Source organism: Magnetococcales bacterium (assembly GCA_015231175.1).
GTDB lineage: Bacteria > Pseudomonadota > Magnetococcia > Magnetococcales > DC0425bin3 > HA3dbin3.
Genome location: JADGBZ010000014.1, coordinates 35,989 through 61,014, shown reverse-complemented (window position 1 = coordinate 61,014; position 25,026 = coordinate 35,989). Strand labels below are relative to the sequence as shown.

Genomic DNA, 25,026 nt, shown 5'->3' with positions numbered 1-25,026 from the left:
CGGTGCTTGCGTACCAGTTTGTGCAGATTATCCGTTGGCAGTTACGCGAAAAAGGAATCACCGACCGTTGGAGTACTCTACGCAAAACACTCGCTGGCCAGTCCCGGGTCACAGCCACCTTCCAACGTCCAGATGGCCGGACTCTCCATATACGGAAAGCAACCCGGGCAGAACCAAACCAGAAGATGATCTACCAAATTCTCAACCTTGATTCCAATCCAGGTGGAGTGAAAAAAATGCTCGTCTGAACCCATAAAATCAAAGAATGACACGTTTGCAGTGCCACTCGCCAAAAAATCATCGCGCAACTGATTGATTTTAAATTTATAATAAAATAGCATGTTAAAGATGGGTTAACTATACCTTTTTGGCCACAGTATAGTTGAAACGGAGAAACCGGGCAAGGGGAGAAAGAAATGGCCATTTTTGGGGTGGCAGAAGGTAGAGTTGAACGAGTGAACCAAGACCTAGGCCACTTCGTAACCTTTGGAATTATTGAAGAATTTTTCCGACTTGGGAGGGGATAAGCGGTTTCTTTGGGAGCGTGAGAAAGCCTATGGGCAAATAGGGTGGCGGACCAAGAGCCGCCCACAAAAGAAAATTCTCTGAGAAAAATCTTTACGAAATTTTTACAAAGCGGAGGCTTTCCGACTCCCTGTTGGTGGCCGAATGATACTGAACTGAAGCATTGACATGATGCGATTCAATAGGTTGCGACTACGTCGTTCCGTCGGGTACCTCGTCGCCAAAAACATCGTTCAGTGAGCGTGCATCAATTGCCCTGTCTATCCACGCATCCAGGGTATCGAGATTGGCAGCATGAACCTTTGACTCAACCCAGGCGGGCAGGTTGGGAAAACGACGGCGTAGGATTCGAAGCAATGTGATGGCCTCGCCTTCCTGGCGGCCTTCCTGGCGGCCTTCCTGATGTTCTTGCACCAGCCGATGCCCAAATTTTGGTAGGGAAAAAAGCTCCTCGTCGGGCGTCATGTCCACCATTGATTCGAACCATTCCTTCCCAAGCTGGGAGACGTATTCGGGTGTAATGCCCTCAATTTCTGGAATACCCAATGCACCTTTCATCAGCAACCTCCATAGGCCGACCATGATTCGTTCAAATGCAACAGAGAGCCTGAACAGCCCTGTACGTTTGACTGTCGCGAATGCTTTTGCCCGCTCCTCACGCCGACTGGCAAAACACTTCAAAGGCGCGTTTTGGGCTTCATCCGCCAGTTCGTTCAGCAAGATCAGACGGACGGTACCACCCCATCGTGGTCTGCTTTCATAAACGCCGCTTGGTCCAACGGGTTCAAAGGCGAACCGCTCAAGGAAATCCTTTTGAGGAGTTGTGGAACTGATAATGACGCTCCGCAGCTGCTGCCGCTCCAAACGAGCGGTTTCCAGGTACAAGGTGTCATATACCGTGATCTGGGTCAGAACACCTTCATGCAAGTTTTCGGTGACCTTGATTTCGATCAAAATGTGGTCTCATCGAGATCCCGCAAACCGTCAGCCAGGAGCAGACGCTGCGCTTCCGTCCAACCACCTGCCTTTCGCTGAATCAGGATCAGGTCTGCCTTGGGTGGGAGAGAGACGACCTGGACCTCGGAACGCACCTCAATGCCGACGGGTTCCAACAACATTTTCAGCGTTGCGCCGACCAGACAGTGCCAGCAGGTTTTTGTTGCACGACCATCCAAAAGCTCTGACTCCTCTGTCTCCCTCTTCTCAGCAGACTGCATCATCAATGACTTGCGATAAACAGCCCCAATTCGTCCCCGTTTCTGTTTTTCAAAGAGCCTTGAGAGAGGATTGACGGGAGAAGGTACCGATGGTCCACGCCTGAAATTTGAGGATGTGGCCTTGGGCCACCCGGAAACAGCTTCTCCATGCCCGAATTGTCCAAGATTTTACCTCTCCAGTCCATCGAAATCCGCAAGGGAGCCCCACCGCAATGCCCGGAACCGGGTCGGACGAGTCAATCGGAAGAGACAGGTGGCGGATGGGGAGGGATTCGAACCCCCGGTACCCTTACGAGTACGACGGTTTTCAAGACCGTTGCCTTAAACCACTCGGCCACCCATCCTTCGGCCCGCTCGTGACGGACTACAATTTTTCGCGCCCTCCCATATAGGGCCGCAGGGCGTCGGGTATCACCACGCTGCCATCGGCCTGCTGGAAATTTTCCAGGATAGCCACCAGCGCCCGCCCGACGGCGACGCCCGAACCGTTCAAGGTATGGAGTGGCTCGGCCTTGCCTGAGGCGTCTCTTTTGAACCGGGCTTGCATGCGCCGCGCCTGAAAAGCCTCTGTATTGGAGCAGGAGGAGATTTCGCGGTAGCGTCCCTGACCTGGCAACCAGACCTCCAGATCATAGGTCTTGGCGGAAGCAAAGCCAAGATCACCCGTGCAAAGGGCCATGGTCCGATAGGGCAACTCCAGGCGTTGCAGAACGCTCTCCGCATCCAGGGTCAAGGCCTCCAGGGCCTGATAACTCTCTTCGGGTTTGGTGATCTGCACAAGCTCCACTTTGTCAAACTGGTGCTGGCGGATCAGGCCACGTGTGTCTTGACCAGCCGCGCCTGCTTCACGACGAAAACAGGCCGTCCAGGCCGTCATTTTCAGGGGAAGTTCGCTGGCGTCAAGAATCCGCTCGCGCACCAGATTGGTCAGGGGCACTTCGGCGGTGGGAATGAGATAAAGCGCATCATCTCGGGTGGCAAAAAGATCGGCCTCAAACTTGGGCAGCTGTCCGGTCCCCAGCAGGGAGGCCGGAGAGACCAGCATGGGGGGGAGAATCTCCGTGTAGCCATGTTCGTTGGTATGCAGATCCAACATGAAACTGATCAAGGCGCGTGTCAAACGGGCCCCGGCGCCCCGGAATACCGTAAACCGCGCCCCGGCCAGCAGGGCGCCGGCAGAAAAATCCAGGATACCCAGGCGCTCACCCACATCCCAATGGTTGAGGGGCTGAAACGCAAAGGAACGGGGTTCACCCCAACGCCGGACTTCAACATTTCCATCAGCATCCGCGCCATGCGGAACGGAGTCGTGCGGCAGATTGGGCAACTCCAGCAGAAGCTTTTGCAGACGTTCTTCCTGTTCCCGCAAACGCGACTCCAGCTCCTTGATACGGGGACCGACATCCTTCATGCGCGCCAGCAGATCCGCCGCGTCCGCGCCCTGTTGTTTGCGGATGCCAATCTCCCGGGAGAGGGTATTGCGCTCCGCCTGCAACCCTTCCGTTTCTGTTTGCAGGGCGCGTTTTTCCTCTTCCAGGGCACGAAAAGCGGTCAGGTCGTAGCGTCCGCCACGTGTGCGCAGGCGCCCTTCGACCCAATCGGTCCGGTCACGGATTTGTTTGATGTCCAGCATGGCGTTTCACTCCCCGTCGGGAGAGGGCCTCTCCGTGCCGTTCAGGCCGGAAGTCTCACTCTCCGCATGATCCATGGCGACCACTTCACTCCCACTCTGGTCACTTCCGTTCGGGGCGACGCCCCCCTCGTCCGTTTCCGACTCGGCGATACGGGCCACGGAGGAGATACGCTCGTCCTCCGCAACATTGAGGATGGTAACGCCCTGGGTGCTGCGACCTGTCATGCGGATGGAATCCACCGGGGTGCGCAGCAGGGTTCCCTGATCGGTGATCACCATGACCTGATCACCGGAAGTCACGCTCAAGGCCCCGACCACAGGCCCGTTACGAACGTTGGTGAGCAGGCCAATAACCCCCTGGGTACCCCTCCCCTTGGTGGGAAACAGGTTCTCCTGGGACCGTTTGCCATAACCCTTTTCGGTGATGGTCAGCACCTGGCAACCCGGAGTCAAGACCGTCAGGGCAATCAGTTGGTCATCACCCTTCAACTTGATGCCCCGCACGCCCCGGGCCGTTCTGCCCATGCGGCGAATCGCGTGGGTACGAAAACGCACTGCCTTGCCGCTGCGGGAAAAGAGCAAAATCCGTCCGGGGGGGCGTTGGGGATCGTCGGAGAGCTCCTCTTCCGTTTCACCACCTTCAACCGATGGAAGCGTCTCCTCGCTTCCGGCTGCTTCATCTGTCTCGGCGGCGCCTTCGCCATCTGCCGCATCATCCCCGTCGATATCACCTTCGATATCCTCTTCCGCATCGCCCTCCTGGACTTCGATGGCAATTTCCCAGGGCAGCATGGGCAGCAGGGCAACGCCGATCAGGTCATCACCCTCCATCAAGGTAATGGCCTTGATGCCGTTGGTGCGAATGTTGGCAAAAGCCGACAGAGCCGTTTTTTTGACGAGCCCGCGCCGGGTGGCAAAAAGCATGTCCCAGCGGTTTTGTTCTGCGGACGGAACCGAGGAGGGAAGAATCTGCCGGACCTTCTCATGGGGCTCCAGCGACAGCAGGTTGATCAGGGCCTTGCCTCGGGAGGCGCGTCCTCCCGTGGGAATTTCGTAAACCTTGAGACGAAAAACCCGGCCTCGATCCGTAAAACAGAAGATCGTGTCATGACTGGAGGAGACAAAGAGCTGTTCGATGAAATCCTCGTCACGAATGCCGGTGGCGCTTTTGCCTTTTCCGCCACGGCGCTGGGCGCGGTAATCCTCGGCGGGTTGGCGTTTGACGTAGCCGGCGTGACTGACCGTGACGACCGTCTCCTCTTCCGGGATCAGGTCGGCCACCGAAAAATCGCCCACATCCCCGACGATGCGGGTGCGGCGGGGATCGGCGAACTCGCTCTTGATCCACAACAGTTCACCCTTGATCACCCCCATCAAAACATCGTCATTGGCCAGGATCGACTCCAACCGGACGACTTCGGCAAGAAGCTCCTTGAATTCGTCGTGAATTTTATCCTGCTCCAGGCCGGTCAGGCGTTGCAGGCGCATCTCCAGGATGGCCTGGACCTGTTCCTGGGTAAAACGGTAACCCCCATCGACAAACTGCGGGGAGACCAGCCGTCCGGCCTGATCGTCACCCAGGTTGCCGGCTGGCATGGCCGCCAGGAGCATGACCTCGACGGGCCCCCGCTCCCACAACTCGGCCAGAAGGGCTGTCTGGGCTTCGGCTGGATTGCGGGCCGCCCGGATCAGCTCGATGACCCGATCGATGTTGGCCAAAGCGACGGTCAACCCTTCCAGGATATGCGCCCGACCTTTGGCCTTGGTCAGCTCGAACAAGGTGCGCCGGGTGACCACCTCGCGCCGATGGGTGATGAACTCTCGCAAAAATCCCTTGAGATCCAGCGTGACCGGTCGCCCGTTTACAAGAGCTAAAGCATTGACTCCAAATGAGCTTTGCATGGGGGTATGCTTGAACAGCTGATTGAGCACCACATCCGGGTGGGCATCCCGGCGCAGTTCAACCACCACCCGCATGCCCTCGCGGTCCGATTCGTCGCGCAGGTCAGAAATGCCGACCACCTTCTTGTCACGCACCAGTTCGGCAATGCGTTCGACCAGGCGGGCCTTGTTCACCTGGTAAGGCAGTTCATGGACGATAATGGCTTGGCGTCCATCCTTGAGGGGTTCGGTGCTGGTCTTGGCCCGCACGACGATCGACCCACGGCCCGATTCGTAGGCGCTCAGGATGCCGGAGCGGCCATGGATGGTGCTGCCGGTCGGGAAATCCGGGCCGGGAACAATGGCCATCAAATCCCGGTTGCTCAAATCCGGCTGGTCGATCAAGGCGCACACGGCATCCACCACCTCGCCCAGGTTATGGGGAGGAATGTTGGTGGCCATGCCCACGGCGATACCCGAGGAGCCATTGACGAGCAGATTGGGAAACTTGGCTGGCAAGACAAGAGGTTCTGTGAGAGATCCATCATAGTTGGGGCCAAAGGCAACGGTCTCTTTGTCGATGTCGGCGAGGAGTTCATGGGCGAGGCGCATCATGCGCACTTCGGTGTAACGCATGGCCGCAGCCGAATCTCCATCCACCGAACCAAAGTTGCCCTGTCCATCCACCAGGACGTGGCGCATGGAAAAATCCTGGGCCATGCGCACGATGGTGTCATAAACCGCCACATCGCCATGTGGATGATATTTGCCGATGACATCGCCAACCACACGAGCGGATTTTTTGTAGGCCTTGTTCCAGTCGTTGCCCAACTCGTTCATGGCAAAGAGCACGCGCCGATGCACTGGTTTCAAACCATCGCGCACATCAGGAAGGGCACGCCCCACGATCACGCTCATCGCGTAATCAAGATACGAGCGCTCCATTTCGTCTTCAATATTGACAGGAATGCGTTTGGACTCTGGAGAGGGTTCAGTCATCGTTGTTTCAGTTCCGCTGCGACAGGATTATGATACCATGTGCCGTGAAACGGCAGTTGCCCGGCAGCTCTTTTTCAGCTCCCGCCCCACGTCGGCGCCCCATGCAGGGCTTCCAGAACGCGACCAACGACCTCGGCCCGATTCAAGGTGAAAAAGTGCAAACCCGGCGCACCCCGGTCAAGCAGGTCACGACACTGCTGAATGGCCACGTCGATGCCAATTTCCTGCATGGCCACAGGATCCTCCCTGGCCTCTTCCAACCGGGCAACCAGCCACCCGGGAAGTTGCGCGCCGCAAAGCGTTGCAAACCGTTTGATTTGCTTGAAGTCTGTGATCGGCATAATGCCCGGAATCACGGGGACACAGACCCCTGCCTGGCGGTTATCGGCCACAAACCGCTCGTAGGCGTCGTTGTCGTAGAAAAACTGGGTGATGGCAAAATCACCCCCTGCCTGGATCTTGCGGCGATAGTAGGCCAGGTCCGCCTGCCGATCCTTGGCCTCCGGGTGGCACTCGGGATAACAAGCTACGCCGATGCGCAAGTGTGGATATCGTTGTCGAATGAAGGTCACAAAAGCGTCGGCGGATCCGAAAGCGCCTTGCGTCAGGGCGTCCGGGGGCATCTGGTCAGAGCGATCACCACGCAGGGCCATGACATGCGTGATCCCTTTTTGTTCATAATGACTCAGAAGCGCTTCCAGGTTGATCCGACTCTCCCCGATACAGGTCAGATGGGGCATGGCGGTCAGAGAGAGACGATCCTGGACCTCACACACCAAGCGGCCCGTATTTTCCCGGTCACCGCCTCCTGCTCCATACGTCACGGAGATGAAATCCGGCTGGTACCGCGCCAACGCCACCAGGGACTCCCAGAAGCGCGCCTCGCCAGCCGAAGTCTTGGGCGGAAAAAATTCAAAGGAGAGCAGGGGTCGTCCGGGAATTTTGATGTCGAAGGTAGCCATCCCCGCATGATAATGGATACCCGGGTTGGAAAAAAGGGAAGACGGTGACAAGAGCAGGGCAATCGCATTCAAAATGGCGTGCCGCTGACCCATTTTCAAATGCGTTGACCCTGGCGCCCTGACCACCACCTGTTTGATTGTGCCTGGAAGTGTGTCATGATTCCAAACTCCCGGACAGCTTCTCCCGCTACGGGAAGGCCCCCACCAAAAACAGCAGGCCGGCCAGGTGGCTTCAGAAACCGCGCGTTTTCATACACGCTCCCGATATGAACAGAGAAGCATTTTTTCCCAAAGCGGCAAGTATTCTCCTCGCAGGCCTCGTCTTCGTCGCTTTGACCCACCTCTCCTGGTTGCGCTGGGCCGATCCCACCATGGACTTTGGACGGGAACTCTATTATCCCTGGCAAATTCTCCATGGCAAACTGCTGCAAAAGGATCTGCCCCAGATTTACGGCCCGTTTTCCAGCTATTTCAATGCCCTGTGGATGGCTGTGGGGGGAGAGGCGGTACAAACCCTGTTTGGTGTCAACTTGATCCTGGCGGCCATGGCCACAGGCCTGATCCTGTATCTTTTCAGCAGTTGGCTGGGTTGGCTTCCCGCATGTCTCGCCTCTCTGACCTTTATGGTCATGGGTGTGTTTCCCCGCATCGATCCCGGGAAAGGCAGTTTTGATTTTGTTGCCCCTTACAGCCATGCCGCCACCCATGGTTTCATCAGCATATTGGTTATCCTTGCCGCTTTGACACACTTTTTTCGCAAGGGACAACCAGGCAGCCTGTATGTGTCGTCCCTGTTCGTTGGCCTCTGCTTTTTGACCAAACCGGAATATTTCGTCGCGGCCATAGCCGCTTTTTGTGCATTTCTCTTTTTGCTTCTGCGTCACCACCCCTCACGATGGCTGACCTTTCGGCAATGCACATGGAAGCTCGTGCTGATCGCCATGTTGCCCGCACTGGCTTTTTTAGGTTACTTTTCAATGGTCCTCCCTCCCCACCTGGCCCTGCGCGCCGTGGGAGGGTCATGGTCGATCATCGGAGCACGATATCTCGCAGACTCTTTTTTCCAAAGCCACATTTCCGGCATGGATCGATCCGTACCAGGCATATTGAGAGATCTTTATTCAGCAGCCATTCAAACTTGTTTTATCGGAACAAGCTATTGGGTTTTTGGAATCAACAAAAAGCCTCCTCTGTGGAAAATTGGCCTATTTTTGGCCATTCTGGCCTTGACAATCCATGAAATATCGATATTCGGTTGGAGACATTTCAGTATCATGACAGCCCCGAGAGGCATTGTTGTTTTATCGTTTATAATCATGTTTGTTGTCGTGCATGGAATTCTGAAACCAAACATCCGGGATGCCGGCTATCAGGCCTTGTCGTTTTTAGGTGTTTGGCTTATGTTGTCCTTGGTATTGTTGTCACGAAAATTTTTTGATTCCACGCTGTTCGGTTATGGATTCGTATTGGTCACTCCTGCTTTTCTCTCTCTTTTTGGTTTTCTGACCGGCTTGATCCCGCGCTGGCTGATATCCCAGGGAAAGCCCCTTGAAGCCAGACACATACAAATCATCTATACGATCTATGCCCTGTTCATCATCACGGGGGTGTGGCTTCAGTCCCAGTCTGCTTACCGCCACATGACTTTCCCTGTCGGGGAGAACAGAAACCGCTTTCTGGCCCTGCCTCCCGCTCTCAGCTTGTCTTCCATGGTACATAAACGTTTTGCCATCTGGGCCAAACAACAATTGCGCCCCGACGACACCTTGTTCGTCATTCCCGAAGGTTTGATGTTCAACTTTCTTTACAAAGTCGTCAACCCCACCCAAATCCAGAGCCTCTTCCCCGATGACATGCTTGTGTTCGGTGAAGATGTCTTGGCGCAAAAGATCATCGAAAATCAACCTCGCCATATCCTGTTCTGGTTCCGTCCAACACCGGAATATGGCCACCCCCACATGGGGGGACGTGACGGCTATGGACAGAACATGCTCGACATGTTGAAAAAAATTTACCATCCTGTCTATTATGTCGAGGGTGGATTCTCTCTGGAACATCCTGAAATAAAAGGCATGATTGTTTTGAAGATGAATGACGGCGACCACCCGTTTGCGACAAAAGAACAATAAAAGAAAGAGTCCGACGTGTTATTCAAAAAGAAAGCCATCTGCACACGGAAACGCAAAGAACGCCTTCTTGAAATCAAAAACAACCTGGCAGGCAGCCGGGACTGGTATACCCGTCGCAATTTATTTTTCCATGAACAGGATTGGAAATATTTGCGTCATTTGATTCCCGAAGGGGTGCGCGTACTGGAGTTGGGAAGCAACCTTGGCGATCGTCTTGTCCGGCTCAAACCATCCTGCGGCGTCGGTGTGGAATTAAGTCCCAGGATGGTAGAACTGGCGCGTGCCAAATACCCGCACCTGGAATTTATCGTGGGAGATATCGAACAGAAGGAGTCTCTGGCGAGGGTGCAGGGATCCTTCGATTTTATCATTCTCGGCGACACCCTGGGAGAGCTGGAAGATTGCCAGGCCACACTGGATCAGCTCCACCCCTTTTGTACCCGTGACACCCGCCTGGTCGTCACCTACTACTCCTGGATATGGGCGCCCATACTCAAATTGGCCGGGTGGTTGGGCATGCGTATTCCCGACGTGGAACACAACTGGATGTCGACACAAGACATCCAAAATCTGTTGGCATTGGCTTCATTTGAAACGGTCAAAAACGAGTGGCGCCTTCTTTTTCCCATAAAATCATTCGGTCTTGGCCCTCTCATCAACCGTTACATCGGCACCCTGCCCCTGATCCAGGGGTTGTGCCTCCGCAGCTACGTCGTGGCTCGATCCTTGAAAAGCGCCACCCCTCGGGAGCTGACCACAACCATCCTGATACCCTGCCGTAACGAAAAGGGCAACATTGCCGCAGCCATCACAAGGATGCCCAGGTTTTGCCAGGATCTGGAGTTGATCTTCATCGAGGGCAATTCCCAGGATGGCACCTTCGAAGAGTGCGTGCGTGTCAAGGAGGCCAACCCACTATGGGATATCAAGGTTTTCAAACAGCCCGGTCGGGGCAAGGGGGACGCTGTCCGCAAGGGGCTTCAGGAATCACGCGGCGAGGTCGTCATGATCCTCGACGCCGACCTGACCGTTCCGCCTGAGGAGTTGCCAAAGTTCCACCAGGCCCTGGCCAGCGGCATGGGTGAATATATCAACGGCACCCGCATGATCTACCCCATGAGCGACCAGGCCATGCGCTTCTTGAATTTTCTGGCCAACCGCACATTCTCGTACATATTTTCCTGGCTACTGAATCAGCGGTATACCGACACGCTGTGCGGTGTGAAGGTATTGACCAGAAAACACTTTCTTCAGATTGTGTCCATGCGTGACTTTTTTGGCAACCTGGACCCTTTTGGAGATTTCGACATGATTTTCGGTTCCAATAAACTCAACCTCAAAATGCTGGAGATACCCGTTCATTACGCAGCAAGAAGCTATGGGAAAACACAAATATCACGTTTCAGAGATGGTTTCCTCTTGCTGCGCATGGTCATTGTGGCCTATCGCAAACTGAAAAGCATTTGACTCGGTGTTGCATCAGGCGGCTGGGGCGCGTGAGCGGCTGGACTTCTTGCGGTCATTCTCTTTCAGTTGCTTTTTGCGCAGGCGGATGCTGCGCGGGGTGACCTCGACGAGTTCGTCATCGTCGATGAATTCGAGCGCCTCTTCCAGGCTGAGACGCAAGGGCGGAGTGAGGATGACATTTTCATCGCTGCCCGAGGCCCGCATGTTGGTGAGCTGTTTGCCCTTCATAGGGTTGACCACCAAATCCCCCCGGCGAATGTGGACACCGATGATCATCCCCTCATAGACAATCTCGCCTGGAGCGATGAAGTGACGACCCCGTTCCTGTAGGTTGAACAAGGCGTAGGCGACCGCCTTGCCATCTTCCTTGGCCACCAGGACGCCATTGTTACGCTGACCGATGGTGGCCTGAATCATGGGGCCGTAGTGATCAAAAACGTGGTACATCAACCCGCTGCCTGAGGTCAGGGTGCGAAATTCGGTCAGAAAACCGATCAATCCCCGGGCCGGGATCATGTAGTCGAGCCGTACCCGACCCCGACCATCCGGGACCATGTCGGCGAGATCGCCACGGCGGTTGCCCAGCGCCTCCATGATGGCGCCCTGATGCTGATCTTCCACATCCACGGTGAGTTGTTCATAGGGCTCGGTCGGCTTGCCATCCTGGGTGCGCACGATCACCTCGGGACGAGAGACGCCCAGTTCGTACCCCTCCCGGCGCATGTTTTCGATCAAAATGCCCAGGTGCAGCTCACCCCGCCCGAAGACCTTGAACTTATCCGCATCTTCGGTCTCCTCCACCCTGAGGGCCACATTGTGTTCGAGCTCCCGAAAAAGGCGGTCACGCAGTTGGCGGCTCGTGACATATTTACCCTCGCGACCGGCCAGGGGTGAGTCATTGACCTGAAAGGTCATGCTGATGGTCGGTTCGTCAACCACCAGGGGTGGAAGAGGCTCCACACAATCCGGATGGCAAAGAGTGTCGGAAATGCCCAGGCCACCCACACCGGAAAAGCCGATGATGTCGCCAGCCGAGGCCTCCGGAACTTCGGTTCGACCCAGCCCCATGTAGGAGAAGATTTGCAATATTCTGCCTGGACGCCGGGTTCCATCTGGAGCGGCCACCACAATCGGATTGTTGGTCAGAATGCGACCCCTCTGAATGCGACCGACACCAACCACGCCGACATAGTTGTCGTAATCCATGGCCGACACCTGCATCTGGAAAGATCCTTCCGGATCCACTTTGGGAGGAGAGACGCGGTCGATGATGGTTTTAAACAGGGGGCCCAGATCGGTATGAGGCTCATCCAGGTGCAGAATGGCCCAACCTTCCAGGGCCGAGGCATAGACGATGGGAAAATCCAGCTGGTGTTCGGTGGCGCCCAGGCGGTCGAAAAGATCGAAGGTACGGTCCACGACCCAGTCGGGCCGAGCACCGGGGCGATCCACCTTGTTGATGACGACGATGGGGGTGATGCCCATGTCAAAGGCCTTGCGCGTGACAAAGCGGGTCTGTGGCATGGGGCCGTCGACGGCATCCACCAGCAGCAGGACGGAGTCCACCATGGAGAGCACACGCTCCACCTCGCCGCCAAAATCGGCATGCCCCGGGGTATCGACAATATTGATCCGGAATTCGCCCCAACGGATGGCCGTGTTCTTGGCCAGGATGGTGATGCCGCGCTCCCGCTCCAGGTCATTGGAGTCCATGACCCTCTCGCGTATCGGCCCACGCGATTCCAGGGTGCCGGATTGTTGTAATAATTTATCCACCAGGGTGGTCTTGCCGTGATCGACATGGGCGATGATGGCAATATTGCGCAGATGGTCTACGGAATCCATCGGATTTTGTCTCGTTTCTCAAGGGGTGTCATAGTCGAACTGTAACCGGTGAAAACGGGCATACTCACCGTTTTTGGCCAACAGCTCCTCGTGGGTGCCCATTTCGATGATCCGTCCGGCCTCCAACACCACGATCCGGTCACAATTGCGGATGGTGGAGAGCCGGTGTGCAATCACCAGGGTGGTGCGGCCCTGCATGAGAACATCCAGGGCTCCCTGGACGGCGCGCTCGCTTTCCGTGTCCAGGGCGCTGGTGGCCTCGTCCAGGATCAGGATCGGGGCATTTTTGAGCAGGGAACGGGCAATGGAGACCCGTTGACGCTGCCCGCCGGACAACATGATGCCCCGATCACCCATGCGCGTCGCATAACCGGCGGGGAAACCCAGGATAAACTCCTGGGCATTGGCCGCCATGGCAGCAGCCTGGACCTCCTCGGGAGTGCGATTGCGATCCCCGTAGGCAATATTGCGGTGAATGGTATCGTTGAACAGAATGATCTCCTGGGTCACCATGGAAATCTGGGCGCGCAACGAAGTCAGGGTCGCCTCCCGAATATCCCGGCCATCGATGGTGATGCGGCCCGAAGTGCAGTCGAAGAAGCGTGGCACGAGGTTGACCAGGGTGCTCTTGCCGCTGCCGCTGGCGCCCACCAGGGCCACCTTCTCTCCGGCCTTGATCTCCAGGTCGATCTCCTTGAGAACCGGCTCCTGTCCCGGACCGTAGGCAAAAGTCACCCCGTCAAAGCGAAGGGCGTGACGAATGGGCGGCAACGCGATCGCCTGCGGCGGGTTGACGATTTGGGGTTTGATGTCCAGAAAGTGAAAAATACGGTCGATGGCGGCGAAACTCTCCTGGAGGGAGTTGTTCAAGCCCGAAAGCCGCTTGATGGGGGTGTAGGCCATCAGCAGGGCGGTGATGAAGGAAAAAAAGTTGCCGGTCGTTGTGGTGTGATCGATCACCGATTGACCGCCATAGAAAACAACCCCGGCAATGGCAAATCCGGCCACCAGATCCATGGATGGGTTGGAAAGGGAGTTGACCACGGCGGCACGCATTTGATTCTTCAGAACGGCCTTGGTCTCCTTGCGGAAGGCGGCCCGCTCAAAAGACTCCATGCAAAACGCCTTGACGATCCGCAAGCCGGAGATGCTCTCCTCCAGATGGGCAACCACCCCTTCCATCAATTCCAGGCGGGTTCGGCTGTAGCGGCGCATGCGACGGCCAAAATGGATGATCAGATAACCAGCCAGGGGCATGCCGATCATGGCCATCAAGGCCAATTTGGCGTCACGGTAAAACAACACCCCGACCAGAAACAGGACCGACAACCCCTCGCCAAGCAGGTTGGAGATGGTCGTCGATGCGGCCCCCTTGAGCAGATTGGTGTCGTTGATGACCCGCGAGATCAGGCTGCCGGCGCTTTGGGAGTGCAGGTAGCTCATGTCCATGGAGAGCAGGTGGCGATACAACTCGACCTGAAGCTGGCGCACCACCCGGTTGCCGACCAGTTCCATGCAGTAGCGTTGGACAAAATAGGCGGCACCGCGCAACGCGAAAATGCCCAGGAGCAAGAACGGCATGGAGTAGAGGGTGGTCGCGTCCTGATTGATGAACACATGATCCAGAATGGGTTGAACAAAGTAGGCAATGGCCCCATCGGTGGCAGCCAGCAGAAGCATACCCACAAATGCAGGCAGCAGGTACCAGCGGTAAGGCCAAACCAGAGACCAGAAACGCCGCAACAGCTCCAGGCGGGCTTGATCCAATACCCGTTTCATGTGTAACTGTTCAGCGCCTGACGACGCATCGGGGTCCAGGGGGCTGGCTCTCTGGCAGATCCTGGACAGCGTCCTGGTGGAGTTCGGGGCGAAGCTCTAACAAGGGCTTTCATGTCAAAGCCTCTCTTGAGAGGGGGCTGAACTGTTGTTTTCATGTCAGGCTTTGTGGTGGTGCGAACATCAAAACTGGATCCGACCCCGGGCGGCGCGATCCATATCGGCGTGGACCATCATCTCCACCAGTCCCTTCAGGTCCACCTTGGGCTGCCATCCCATATCGGCTTTGGCGCGCGCAGGGTTGCCACAAAGTTGTTCAACCTCGGCAGGGCGGTAAAATTCGGGATTGACACGCACCAAAACCCGGCCACTCTTCCGGTCCCTTCCCAGGGTCTCGGCGCCGGAACCCTCCCAGATCAGATCAAACCCCACTGCCTGCCCGGCGATCTCCACAAACTCGCGCACGGAGTTGTTGCTGCCCATGGCCAGGATATAATCCTGGGGTTTTTCCTGTTGCAGCATGCGCCACATTCCCTCTACATAATCGCCGGCAAAGCCCCAGTCGCGCAGGGCATCCAGGTTGCCCAGCTCCAGCAAATCCTGTTGACCATGGCGTATCCTGGCCAATCCGGCGGTAATTTTGCGGGTGACAAACTCCATGCCCCGCAAAGGGGACTCATGGTTGAAGAGGATGCCAGACGAAGCGTGCAGGTTGTAAGCTTCCCGATAATTGACCACCATCCAGTGGGCAAACAGTTTGGCCACGGCATAGGGGCTGCGCGGATAGAAGGGGGTGTTTTCCGTTTGGGGGATCTCCACCACCTGGCCGAACATTTCCGAGGTCGAAGCCTGATAAAAACGAATCCACGGATTGACCTCGCGAATAATCTCCAGAAAATTCAACACGGCCATGCCGCTGACCATGGAGGTATAGTGAGGCAGCTCGAAGGCAACGTGGACAAAGCTCTGGGCAGCAAGGTTATAGATTTCGTCCGGTTTGACCTTTTCGATCACACGCAGAATATTGGTGAACTCCGTCAGTTCCAGGGGGACATAGTTGACCTGGTCCTGGATGCCCAACGCCTCCAACCGCCACAGGTTCAGTGACGAACTGCGCCGGCACGCCCCGTGAACGGCGTAACCCTTCTCCAGGAGCAGTTTCGCCAGATAGGCGCCATCCTGGCCGGTGATTCCGGTGATCAAAGCAACCTTGCTCACAATCGTCTCCCCTTTGGCGGATCCCCTTTGGCCACACCCTACGGGTGGCAGGCGGCAAAATCTCCCAACGAAGGGCGCCTCCAACGCCGATTTGCGGCATAACCTAAGCCCAAATCCCTTGCGACACAATGCTTCACGATCAGCACCGCGCCAAACCTGGCACCGGCCCGGAGACCCTGACGGCAGAAATATTCGTGGCGATTCAGTGCCCTTCCAGCTCACGCCGCCCTTTCCCAATGGGTCGCCAGAATGGCGCGGGTCTCGTCCCCATACTGAGCCTGGGATTGCTCCCAGGAGATGCCGTTGTGTTCGGCGCCGAAGGTGGCCATGGCCTGAATCAACAAATCGACCTGGATATGGGTCAGCATTTGGGTGGTGTCTCACGGTGACCTAATCGGCCTTGCTGGAAACGTCACCCACTCCCGGGTTGACCAAATATGATCAGCAAGGCCTGCGGACATGGCAGGCGTTCGATCTTTCCTTGCGGACTGTCGCATAGCACAGGTTCTTGGGCATGGTTCGTTTAGCCTTCTTGGAACTGCGCTGTTGCGGTCGCTGCTCTTCAGCCGCATAGGCTGATTCAATAGCCGGTTTGTAGGACGCATGTTCATCGGAGGTCAGCAAGATATCCGTCCGCCCCCCTGTCCGTTGCTTCACCTCTTTGACCATCGCATAGCAATGTGCCACTCTCCGGTCACCCCCTTTTCAACCAATCCGTCACTGCCAGACCTGTCCCGAAATCCCACCCCTTGAGCTTCCTCTTGGGAATGATTTTATAATCGTCCAGCTCCTCCCCCAGCACGATCTCCCCCTCGGCGCTCAGGTGGTAGGCAATGATGACCTGATTGGCCCTGACGTAGGGGTAAAGGCCGACCAGAGCAACGAACAGGGGTTGCAACCCCAGCTCTTCGCGACACTCCCGCCGCACCCCCTCCTCGGGACTCTCCCCACGTTCGAGAAAACCGGTGATCACCGAATATTTGCCTGGCAGCCAAGCCTTGTTGTGGGCCAAAACAACCCCACGCGCCACCTCGACAATCCCGGCCACAACCGGCACCGGGTTGTCCCAGTGGACAAAATCACACCCCAACCCGGGACAGGCCTGCCGAACCCGACCCTCCATCTCCCTCTCGATCAGGGCCTGGGCGCACAAGGGACAATATCTCATCATGGCCATATCCTGCGCTTTCATGATTGCTCCGGCTGACGATTTCGCTACAATAGGCCGACTGCGTATCTATCGACAATGTGACCTGACCTCCCGGATGCGAACATCCAACGACCAGCACAGGAGCTCCCCCCACCATGTCCCTGACATTGACGCAAAACGCTTCGCAGAAGCTCACCTCCCTCCTCCAGGAGGAGAACAACCCCAACCTCAAGTTGCGCATATTCGTCTCCGGTGGCGGTTGCTCCGGCTTCCAATACGGTTTCACCTTCGATGAAAACCAGGATGCCCATGACCTGTTGGTGGAGTCAAATGGCGTCGGCGTTTTGGTCGATCCCATGTCCCTCAACTATCTGCGCGGCGCCGAAGTCGATTTCGTTGACGATTTGAACGGATCGCATTTCGTGATCAAAAACCCGAATGCCGCCAGCAGTTGCGGCTGTGGCAATTCGTTCAGCCCGAAGCCCGAGGGTGGCGGTGGCTGTGGCCACGCGCATTAACCCCATGAGGGGGGAGGGAGAAAATTTTCTCCCCCCCCTGTCGTCCCTTTTTTGCAGAGGCATTTTCACCCTTCCTGGATTTCCGCCCCGGGTTCTCCGATGTGGCTCAGTACCCTTTCGAAAAAAGCCTGGATATGAAAACCTTTGTCAGGGCTTCGCCCCGAACCCCACCAGGACTCTGTCCTGGACCTGCCAGGGAGCCAGCCCCCTGGACCCCGATGCGTGGTCGGGTGGTGAATAGTTACTGTCAGGGCTGCGCCCCGAACCAGGACACCGTCCAAGACCCTGCCAGGGAGCCAGCCCCCTGGACCCCGATGCGTTGTTGAGCACCGGGCAGGCGCCAGTTTTCTTCTATTTTCAGATCAGCGTCGAGGAACCCTTGCATGGCCAGCAAACCACCCAAAAAAGCATCTCCCCCACCAGCAGAGTCGGAAGAAAACGACACGGATGCGAGTGCTGAACCAACCGAAGCCTCCTCCCCCCCATCCGACGGCTCCAACTCGCCCATGCGGTTCGATGAGGTGCTCCCGGAAGAGCTGGTACTCTACCCCCTGGGTGGTCGGCCATTTTTTCCGGGCATGTTGACACCCATTCAGGTCGAAGGTTCCCCTTATTATGAGACCATACGCTGGGCGCTCAACTCCCCCGGAAAAATTTTCGGCATCATCCTGAGCCGCGCCGAGGAGGGGCAGGAGGTATACAACCCGGAAAAGCTTTTCAGCTTCGGCACCGTGGTTCGCATCCTTGAAGCCGCCATCAACGAGTCGGAAAAGCAGGTCAAACTTTTGGCGGAGGGAATTTCGCGATTTGAAATCAGGGAGATCGTGACCGGGGAAGACGGTCCCCTGCGCGCCCGGGTGATCCACCACGACTCGGCCACGGAGTTGATGGATCCAGACACCTTGAAGCCTTACACCATGGCGGTCATCAACACCCTGAAAGAGATCCTCAAATATGACTCGCTCTATCAGGAGCAGGTCAAGATGTTCCTGTCGCGTCACAACTTCAGCGAACCCAATCGGTTGGCGGATTTTGTCGCCTCCATGACCAGCTCCAGCCGGGAAGAGCTCCAGGAAGTCCTGGAGACCCTGCCCATCGTGACCCGCATGGAGAAGGTTCTGGCCCTGCTCAAAAAAGAGCTGGAGATCGTCAAACTCCAGGACAAAATTTCCAAACAGGTCGAAGAGGGTATCTCCGACAACCAACGCCACTTTTTTTTACGTGAGCAACTCAAGGAGATCCAAAAAGAGCTGGGTATCACCAAGGATGACCGCACCGCTGACTTGGAGAGGTTCCGCAAACGCATCGAAAGCCTGACTCTTTCGGAAGAGGGGCAAAATCGCATTCGCGAGGAGATGGACAAACTTGCCATCCTGGAGACCAGTTCATCGGAATATGGCGTCACCCGCAACTATCTTGACTGGCTGACTCTTCTCCCCTGGGGGGTTCACTCGAAGGACAAGGTGGATCTGAAACGGGCGCGCCGCATCCTGGACGACGACCACGATGGCCTGGATGACGTGAAAGAACGCATCCTGGAGTTTCTCGCTGTCGGCAAGTTGAAGGGTGAGATTGGCGGTTCCATCATTTTATTGGTTGGCCCTCCAGGTGTAGGCAAGACCTCGGTAGGCCGGTCGGTGGCCCGGTCGGTGGGTCGGGAGTTCTACCGCTTTTCTGTAGGCGGCATGCGGGATGAAGCTGAAATCAAGGGCCATCGCCGCACCTACGTGGGGGCCATGCCGGGCAAATTTATCCAGGCCATCCGCCACACCAAGGTGGCCAACCCCATCATCATGCTCGACGAGGTGGATAAAATCGGCGCCAGTTATCAAGGCGACCCCGCTTCCGCACTGCTGGAGGTTCTTGATCCCGAGCAAAACACCGAGTTTCTGGATCACTATCTCGACGTGCGTTTCGACCTCTCCAAGGTGCTGTTCATCTGCACCGCCAACCAGCAGGACACCATACCGCGCCCCCTCCTGGACCGCATGGAGGTGATCCGCCTCTCCGGCTATATTGCCGAAGAGAAGCTGCGCATCGCCCGTCATCATCTGATTCCTAAACAGCTTGTCAAGAATGGTCTTGCCCGGGGTGATTTGCGCATTGCCACGGACGCCCTGCGGACCATCATCGATGGTTATGCCCGCGAAGCCGGCGTGCGGCGCCTGGAACAAAAAATCGGCGCCATCGCCCGCAAAACCGCCGTGCGCATTCTGGATGGAACCGAAAAGCCCATCCGCGTTGGCCGCATGGAGGTGGAGTCCTTTCTTGGCAAACCCGATTTTCGGGACGAGAAGCCGTTGAGCGGCATCGGCATCGTGACCGGCCTGGCCTGGACGGCCATGGGTGGGGCCACCCTGGACGTGGAAGCGGTGCGTGTCCGCTCCGACGCCAACAAGGCCCACATCACCTTGACCGGCTCCCTGGGCGACGTCATGAAGGAGTCCGCCCAGATTGCCTACAGCTACCTGCTCTCCCATGCCGACAATCTGGAGGGCGATCTCAGCAACATCGAGGGAACCATCCACCTGCATGTCCCCGAGGGAGCGACCCCCAAGGATGGACCCTCCGCCGGCATCACCATGACCACCGTCCTGCTCTCGCTCATGCGACAGGAGGCCGTGCCGCGTCGCCTCGCCATGACCGGTGAGATCACCCTGACCGGGCAAGTGCTGGCCGTGGGCGGTATCCGGGAAAAAGTGATCGCCGCCCGCCGCGTCGGCATCCGGGAGTTGATCCTCCCTGAGGCCTGCCGCAAGGATTACAGCGAGGTTCCCGACCACATCCGCGAGGGGTTCACCGTCCATTTTGTCAAAAAATACCCGGAGGTGGCCCGCATCGTTTTCGGAAAATAGGCATCCGGCATGCCAAAGCATTTCTTGCACTGACTATTCAGAACCCTTTCAAAAAAGGCTTGGATATGAAAGCCTTTGTCAGGGCTTTGCCCCGAACCCCACCAGAACTCCGACCTGGAGCTGCCAGGGAGCCAGCCCCCTGGACCTCGGTTCATTGCCTGGTGGTGAATGGTTGCTTCTTGTCAGTGGTTATCCCGGTGGCAAGATTTCTGGTTTACCCCATGGAGAAGGCTTGACACCCGCACGAGACCTGAAGAGAATGTCGCCCTGGTTTTGGCGGATCGTCTAACGGCAGGACAGAGGATTCTGACTCCTCCAATCTAGGTTCGAATCCTAGTCCGCCAGCCATTTTCTCCTCTCCCAGACCCGGTGCATGCCTGCGCCGCCTGCTTGGCTTGGTTGCGTCTAGAGCCGCTCTTCTGTCGCCTTATCTGTCGCCTTAGAGGATGGCGGGTGTTCTCTCGTGTGAAACACCATGGGTTGCAGGCATCACGATAAAATATATCTATATCACGATAACACGCCACGATCCCCAACACAGTTTCCCCCGTCCTGGGATAAATGGCCTGCCATTGGGTCCGGCGCCTGTGGCGTTCGGCAGAATGACATTATGTTAAATTATTGATTTTACATAATAACATATATCGCATCCCGATTTTTTGTCACGAGCTTTTCATGCCGCAGGGAGAATCATCGACAAACCTCGGCGCAGGCGGAAAATGTAATTGACTTCGGGGGGGGGCAATGATAGACATAAAAAAATTTTGATTTCACCAGGATCACAAAATAGGGCGCACTGGCCATTCAAGGAGGTCACATGTCGAATCATGCTGCGGAGCACACGCATCACTGGGAGTACAGTTGGGCACCGATGGTGCTGACCATCGGGATTGTTTTGGCCGTTCCGTCAACGTTTGTCGCGTGGTTTGTCTACAACAATCCGTCGCTGGCCTCCATTCTGGCCGGGATTGGCACCCCGCTCCTGCTGGTTGGCGTGGCCAAATGGGTCTCTGAGGGGCTTTCGCACAAACCTTTGATCGAGGGTGTCTCTCCCTCTGCCCTGCCGGTGTTTATCATATCGGAAGTCTTCATCTTCCTGGGTCTTTTTGTCAGCTACTGGACCATGCGTCTTTCCGCCGCGACCTGGCCCCCAGCCGGCACCCCGGAACACATGAACCTCTCTCTGCCGGTATTGATGACCATCATTCTGGTCACCTCCAGCGTGACCTACCACGTCGCCGAAGTCAAAATGGACCATGGTGACCTTGGCGGATTTCGCAGTTGGCTCTTTTTGACGGTTCTGCTCGGTCTTGCCTTCCTTGGTTGCACCGTCTACGAATACAATCATCTGCTGCACCTGGGATTCGCCCCTTCGACCAACGCCTACAGCACGGCTTTCTACTCCATCACCGGTTTCCATGCCTCCCATGTGATCGTTGGCCTCGGTGTGTTCCTGGCTGTGTTGATTCCGGCTCTGTTTGGCAAGACCAACAAGTATTTTGTCTTCTGCGCCGGCATGTACTGGCACTTTGTCGACGTTGTCTGGTTTTTCGTCGCCAGCCAAGTGTACTACTGGTAAGAGCACGGGAAATGCCGCAGCTTTCCCGACATCTCCTTTTCTGGCTCATGGCATGGACGTTCCTGGGCATCCCGGGGACATCCCATGCCGAGTATTTTCGTCAGAAGGAATCGGAGCTGGACCATGAGCTCTTTCGGATTGACGAGAAGCAGTTTCTGGGTATCAAACCGGAACAGGATGTGGTGTTGATCGATCAGGCAGGAAAGAGTTTCAAGTTTGGCGACATGATCGGAAAGCCGCTCGTTCTGGTCTTCTCCTACTACCAGTGTGACGGGAGTTGTTCGGCTGTCAATGGGGAGGTCATCGCCTTGTTGGAGCGGGTCGTCAAGACCATGCGAGCCGGGGAGGATTATCGGGTTCTGACCATCTCCTTCGACAAGGCCGATACGCAGGAGACGATGACCAGGTTCATAGACAAGCTCCACATCCCACCTGAGCTCAAGCCTGGATGGACGTTTGCCAGGCTTGCCGACCCCGCCCGCATCAAGGATGTCACGGGCAAGACCGGTTTTAAATTTTTCTGGGCAACGCAGGACAAGATTTTCTATCACCCCAATGTGGCTATCATTCTGACCAACGAAGGCCGGATATCGCGCTACCTGTACCTACAGGTCAACTCCACCCTGGATATGCAGATCGCCCTGATGGAAGCGCGGCAAGGAGAGATCAAGCCTCACGAGTTTCTCAATTATGCCATCTCTCTTTGCTACAGTTACAATTACAAGGAAGGCCGGTACACCTACAATATACCCGTTTTTGTCGGGGTTGGCGCTTTTTTGTTCGGAATCAGCATGCTTGTGGTGTCAGTGTTCTATTACAAGATTCGTCACAAACATAAGAAAGAAGGATCGGGCATATGAAAAAGATGTTCAATTTACCCATTGGGCTGGGAACAGCCTTGCTTGCTTTGCCGCTCAGCGCAACCGCTGCGGGAGAGCCGGGCAAGATCATCGACCCGGTCGTCGAGTGGGACAATTTATGGCATGAGCTTTTGATCGACATCGGTATTATGGGCATGGTGTTCGCCATCCTGGGTGCCTATTGGGTTTACAAATATCGTGCAAAATCACCGGATGACGTGGGGAGCGGCCCGACTCTCTCCCGTGCCCAGATGTGGGCCTGGGCCATGGTTCCCGCCTTCATCTTCATGGCGGACGACTTCTTCCTGGCCGCCAAGGGTTGGACTGTTTGGAATATTTACCGCAAGGTGCCGGCCAATGCCCTTGAGGTCAAGGTGACCGCCAGCATGTGGAACTGGGAGTTCGAGTATGCGGATGGCACCAAATCCACCTACTATGTCGACGCCAAAGAGGGCGACGGACTGGTTGTTCCCGTCGGGCAGCCCGTGGTTCTGCGGATGACATCCCGGGACGTGCTGCACTCCTTCGGGCTCGTCAAATATCGGGTCAAGGAAGACGTGATGCCCGGTCGCATCACCTACATATGGTTCTACCCCAAAGAGGAGGACAGAACCGGTTTTGTGACCTGTGTGGAATACTGTGGCACCAATCATGCGAACATGTATGCCCCGGTCCGGGCCGTTCCCCCAGCCGAATTTGAGCAATGGCTGAAAAAGAAGGGCAACAAGGTCTGATTCCGGCGTCATCGCAACTGGGAGATATCAAAAAATGAGTGCATCATCCTCGGGATTCAGTTTGAAAGAGTGGGTATTTACCACGGATCACAAACGTATCGGCGTTTTGTACCTCATCGGCTCCATGGCCGCCTTTGCCATTGCCGGTCTTATGGCCGTCCTGATTCGCCTCGAACAGTCCAGCCTTGGGCCAACCCTTCTCAACACCAATACCGGTGGCGATCAATACAACGTGTGGCTCTACTTCCACGGCGCCGCCATGATCCTGGGCTTTCTCATCCCCGGCCTGACCGGCTTTGCGGCCAACTATTTTCTCCCCCTGATGATCGGGGCCAAGGACGTGGCCTTTCCCCGGATCAATGCCTTGAGCGTCTGGCTCTTCTTCGGCGGCATTGTCCTCGCCCTCCTGACCTTCATTGTGTCTGACGCGCCTGATGTCATGTGGACCGGCTACCCGCCCTACTCCATCATGACCGCCGGCAACACCGCCCTTTACGTCTTCACGGTTCACCTTCTGGGTTTCGCCTCCATCCTGGGCGCCGTCAACTTTCTGGTTACCGTGATCTACATGCGCGCCCCGGGCGTGACCTGGAACAAGCTGAACATGTTTGTCTGGTCCACCGTGACCGCCTTCGTCATCCAGCTCATTTTCGTTCCTGTGCTGGCCTCTGCCGTCACCATGCTGCTGTTTGATAAATATCTCGGCACACACTTTTTCGATCCGTCAGCCGGTGGCGACGTCCTGCTCTATCAAAACCTTTTCTGGTTCTACTCGCATCCGGCCGTGTATGTCATCCTGTTGCCTGCCCTGGGCATCCTTTTCGAGGTTCTCTCCACCTGTGCCCGGAACATGGTGTTCAACTACAAGGTCGCCGTGTACGGTGGCATGTGGGGCATCGTCCTGATCTCCGGTGAAGTGTGGGTTCACCACCTCTACATCTCCGGCATGCCGGACTGGATTCGTATTGGCCAGATGGTCTCCACCCTCTTGATCTCTGTCCCGGTCGGCCTGTTGACCATCTCCATGTTTGGCACGCTCTATCGGGGCGCCATTCACTTCACCGTGGCCATGTACTATGCCGTCGGTTGCCTCTTCCTCTTCCTCGTCGGCGGCTTGACCGGTATTCCGCTGGCCATGACGGTTCTGGACGTACACCTTTCGGAAACATCCTTCGTCCATGCCCATTTCCACTTTATCATGGGCATCTTTGCTGCCTTCACCGTTTTCGCTGCCGTGTACCACTGGTTCCCGAAAATGACCGGACGCTTCGCCAATGCCAAATGGGGTAAGATTGGCTTCTGGTTCAACATTATCGGCGTTCATGTCACCTTTTATCCCCTCTTCTGGATCGGCGTTCAGGGCATGCCGCGCCGCTACTATGACTATCAAATGTTTCCCCAGTTCGAGCCCTTCCACAAGGTAGCCACCTTGGGTGCGTTTATCGTCTTCATCGGTATGGCCATCACGATCCTCAACTGGATCATGAGCGCCATTGGTGGCGAGAAGGCTCCGGAAAATCCTTGGAGATCCGGTTCCCTGGAGTGGACCCACTGCCCCAGCCCTCCCGGCCCCGGCAACTTCCCCAAGGATGTGGTCGTCGGCCCTGATTGGCACCCCTACACCTACACCAAGAAATAGCCTGACCCAGACACTCTCCCCCTCCTCTTCTGGAGGGGG

18 protein-coding genes and 2 tRNA genes are annotated in these 25,026 nt (G+C 56.4%); 9 read left to right on the top strand and 11 right to left on the bottom strand.

Annotated elements, in window-relative coordinates:
• Positions 1–717: 717 nt before the first annotated feature.
• The 6 genes from HQL63_05335 to metF all read right to left on the bottom strand — a co-directional run bounded on the left by HQL63_05335 (position 718) and on the right by metF (position 7,316).
• Positions 718–999 (bottom strand): DUF4351 domain-containing protein, encoded by a 282-nt coding sequence (locus HQL63_05335; protein MBF0176256.1) that lies wholly within the window; start codon positions 997–999, stop codon positions 718–720.
• Between the two features lie 476 nt (positions 1,000–1,475).
• The gene (locus tag HQL63_05330; protein ID MBF0176255.1) at positions 1,476–1,745 is read right to left on the bottom strand and encodes a hypothetical protein; all 270 of its coding nucleotides are present in this window, start codon (positions 1,743–1,745) and stop codon (positions 1,476–1,478) included.
• 251 nt (positions 1,746–1,996) lie between these two features.
• Positions 1,997–2,086 (bottom strand) — tRNA-Ser (locus tag HQL63_05325).
• Between the two features lie 20 nt (positions 2,087–2,106).
• Positions 2,107–3,375 carry a serine--tRNA ligase gene (serS, locus tag HQL63_05320; GenBank protein ID MBF0176254.1) on the bottom strand — a complete coding sequence of 423 codons (1,269 nt, stop codon included), beginning with the start codon at positions 3,373–3,375 and terminating at the stop codon, positions 2,107–2,109.
• Positions 3,376–3,381: 6 nt separating this feature from the next.
• Positions 3,382–6,255: a DNA gyrase subunit A gene (gyrA, locus tag HQL63_05315; GenBank protein ID MBF0176253.1), complete on the bottom strand. Its 2,874-nt coding sequence runs from the start codon at positions 6,253–6,255 to the stop codon at positions 3,382–3,384.
• Between the two features lie 74 nt (positions 6,256–6,329).
• Positions 6,330–7,316, bottom strand: coding sequence for a methylenetetrahydrofolate reductase [NAD(P)H] (gene metF / locus HQL63_05310; GenBank protein ID MBF0176252.1), 987 nt, complete (start codon positions 7,314–7,316; stop codon positions 6,330–6,332).
• Positions 7,317–7,483: 167 nt separating this feature from the next.
• Here metF and HQL63_05305 point away from each other — a divergent pair, with 167 nt between their 5' ends.
• Both HQL63_05305 and HQL63_05300 read left to right on the top strand, forming a co-directional pair.
• Positions 7,484–9,346 carry a hypothetical protein gene (locus tag HQL63_05305; protein ID MBF0176251.1) on the top strand — a complete coding sequence of 621 codons (1,863 nt, stop codon included), beginning with the start codon at positions 7,484–7,486 and terminating at the stop codon, positions 9,344–9,346.
• A 36-nt stretch (positions 9,347–9,382) separates the two neighbouring features.
• Positions 9,383–10,813: a glycosyltransferase gene (locus tag HQL63_05300; protein ID MBF0176250.1), complete on the top strand. Its 1,431-nt coding sequence runs from the start codon at positions 9,383–9,385 to the stop codon at positions 10,811–10,813.
• 12 nt (positions 10,814–10,825) lie between these two features.
• On the opposite strand, the gene typA is transcribed toward HQL63_05300, so the two are convergent.
• From typA to HQL63_05275, 5 genes are all read right to left on the bottom strand, one after another.
• The gene (gene typA / locus HQL63_05295; protein ID MBF0176249.1) at positions 10,826–12,658 is read right to left on the bottom strand and encodes a translational GTPase TypA; all 1,833 of its coding nucleotides are present in this window, start codon (positions 12,656–12,658) and stop codon (positions 10,826–10,828) included.
• Positions 12,659–12,676: 18 nt separating this feature from the next.
• On the bottom strand, positions 12,677–14,437 hold the full coding sequence (gene msbA, locus HQL63_05290; protein ID MBF0176248.1) for a lipid A export permease/ATP-binding protein MsbA: 1,761 nt from the start codon (positions 14,435–14,437) through the stop codon (positions 12,677–12,679).
• Positions 14,438–14,617: 180 nt separating this feature from the next.
• The gene (gene gmd, locus HQL63_05285; protein ID MBF0176247.1) at positions 14,618–15,652 is read right to left on the bottom strand and encodes a GDP-mannose 4,6-dehydratase; all 1,035 of its coding nucleotides are present in this window, start codon (positions 15,650–15,652) and stop codon (positions 14,618–14,620) included.
• A gap of 218 nt (positions 15,653–15,870) precedes the next feature.
• Positions 15,871–16,020, bottom strand: a complete 150-nt coding sequence (locus HQL63_05280) for a hypothetical protein (GenBank protein ID MBF0176246.1) — start codon at positions 16,018–16,020, stop codon at positions 15,871–15,873.
• A gap of 326 nt (positions 16,021–16,346) precedes the next feature.
• A complete protein-coding gene (locus HQL63_05275; GenBank protein ID MBF0176245.1) occupies positions 16,347–16,829 on the bottom strand; it encodes an NUDIX domain-containing protein in 483 nt (160 codons plus the stop codon).
• Between the two features lie 128 nt (positions 16,830–16,957).
• Between HQL63_05275 and erpA the strand changes: the two genes are divergently transcribed.
• From erpA to HQL63_05240, 7 genes are all read left to right on the top strand, one after another.
• Positions 16,958–17,320, top strand: a complete 363-nt coding sequence (erpA, locus tag HQL63_05270) for an iron-sulfur cluster insertion protein ErpA (protein MBF0176244.1) — start codon at positions 16,958–16,960, stop codon at positions 17,318–17,320.
• Positions 17,321–17,703: 383 nt separating this feature from the next.
• The gene (lon, locus tag HQL63_05265) at positions 17,704–20,175 is read left to right on the top strand and encodes an endopeptidase La (GenBank protein MBF0176243.1); all 2,472 of its coding nucleotides are present in this window, start codon (positions 17,704–17,706) and stop codon (positions 20,173–20,175) included.
• Between the two features lie 274 nt (positions 20,176–20,449).
• Positions 20,450–20,523, top strand: a tRNA-Gln gene (locus HQL63_05260).
• A 469-nt stretch (positions 20,524–20,992) separates the two neighbouring features.
• Entirely contained in the window at positions 20,993–21,754 is a 762-nt protein-coding gene (locus HQL63_05255; protein MBF0176242.1) for a heme-copper oxidase subunit III, read from the top strand.
• Positions 21,755–21,765: 11 nt separating this feature from the next.
• Positions 21,766–22,614, top strand: a complete 849-nt coding sequence (locus HQL63_05250; GenBank protein MBF0176241.1) for an SCO family protein — start codon at positions 21,766–21,768, stop codon at positions 22,612–22,614.
• On the top strand, positions 22,611–23,348 hold the full coding sequence (locus HQL63_05245) for a hypothetical protein (GenBank protein MBF0176240.1): 738 nt from the start codon (positions 22,611–22,613) through the stop codon (positions 23,346–23,348). Before HQL63_05250 ends, HQL63_05245 begins: the two co-directional genes overlap by 4 nt.
• Before the next feature lie 34 nt (positions 23,349–23,382).
• Complete coding sequence (locus tag HQL63_05240; GenBank protein ID MBF0176239.1) at positions 23,383–24,987, top strand: cbb3-type cytochrome c oxidase subunit I; 1,605 nt, start codon at positions 23,383–23,385, stop codon at positions 24,985–24,987.
• Positions 24,988–25,026 lie beyond the last annotated feature (39 nt).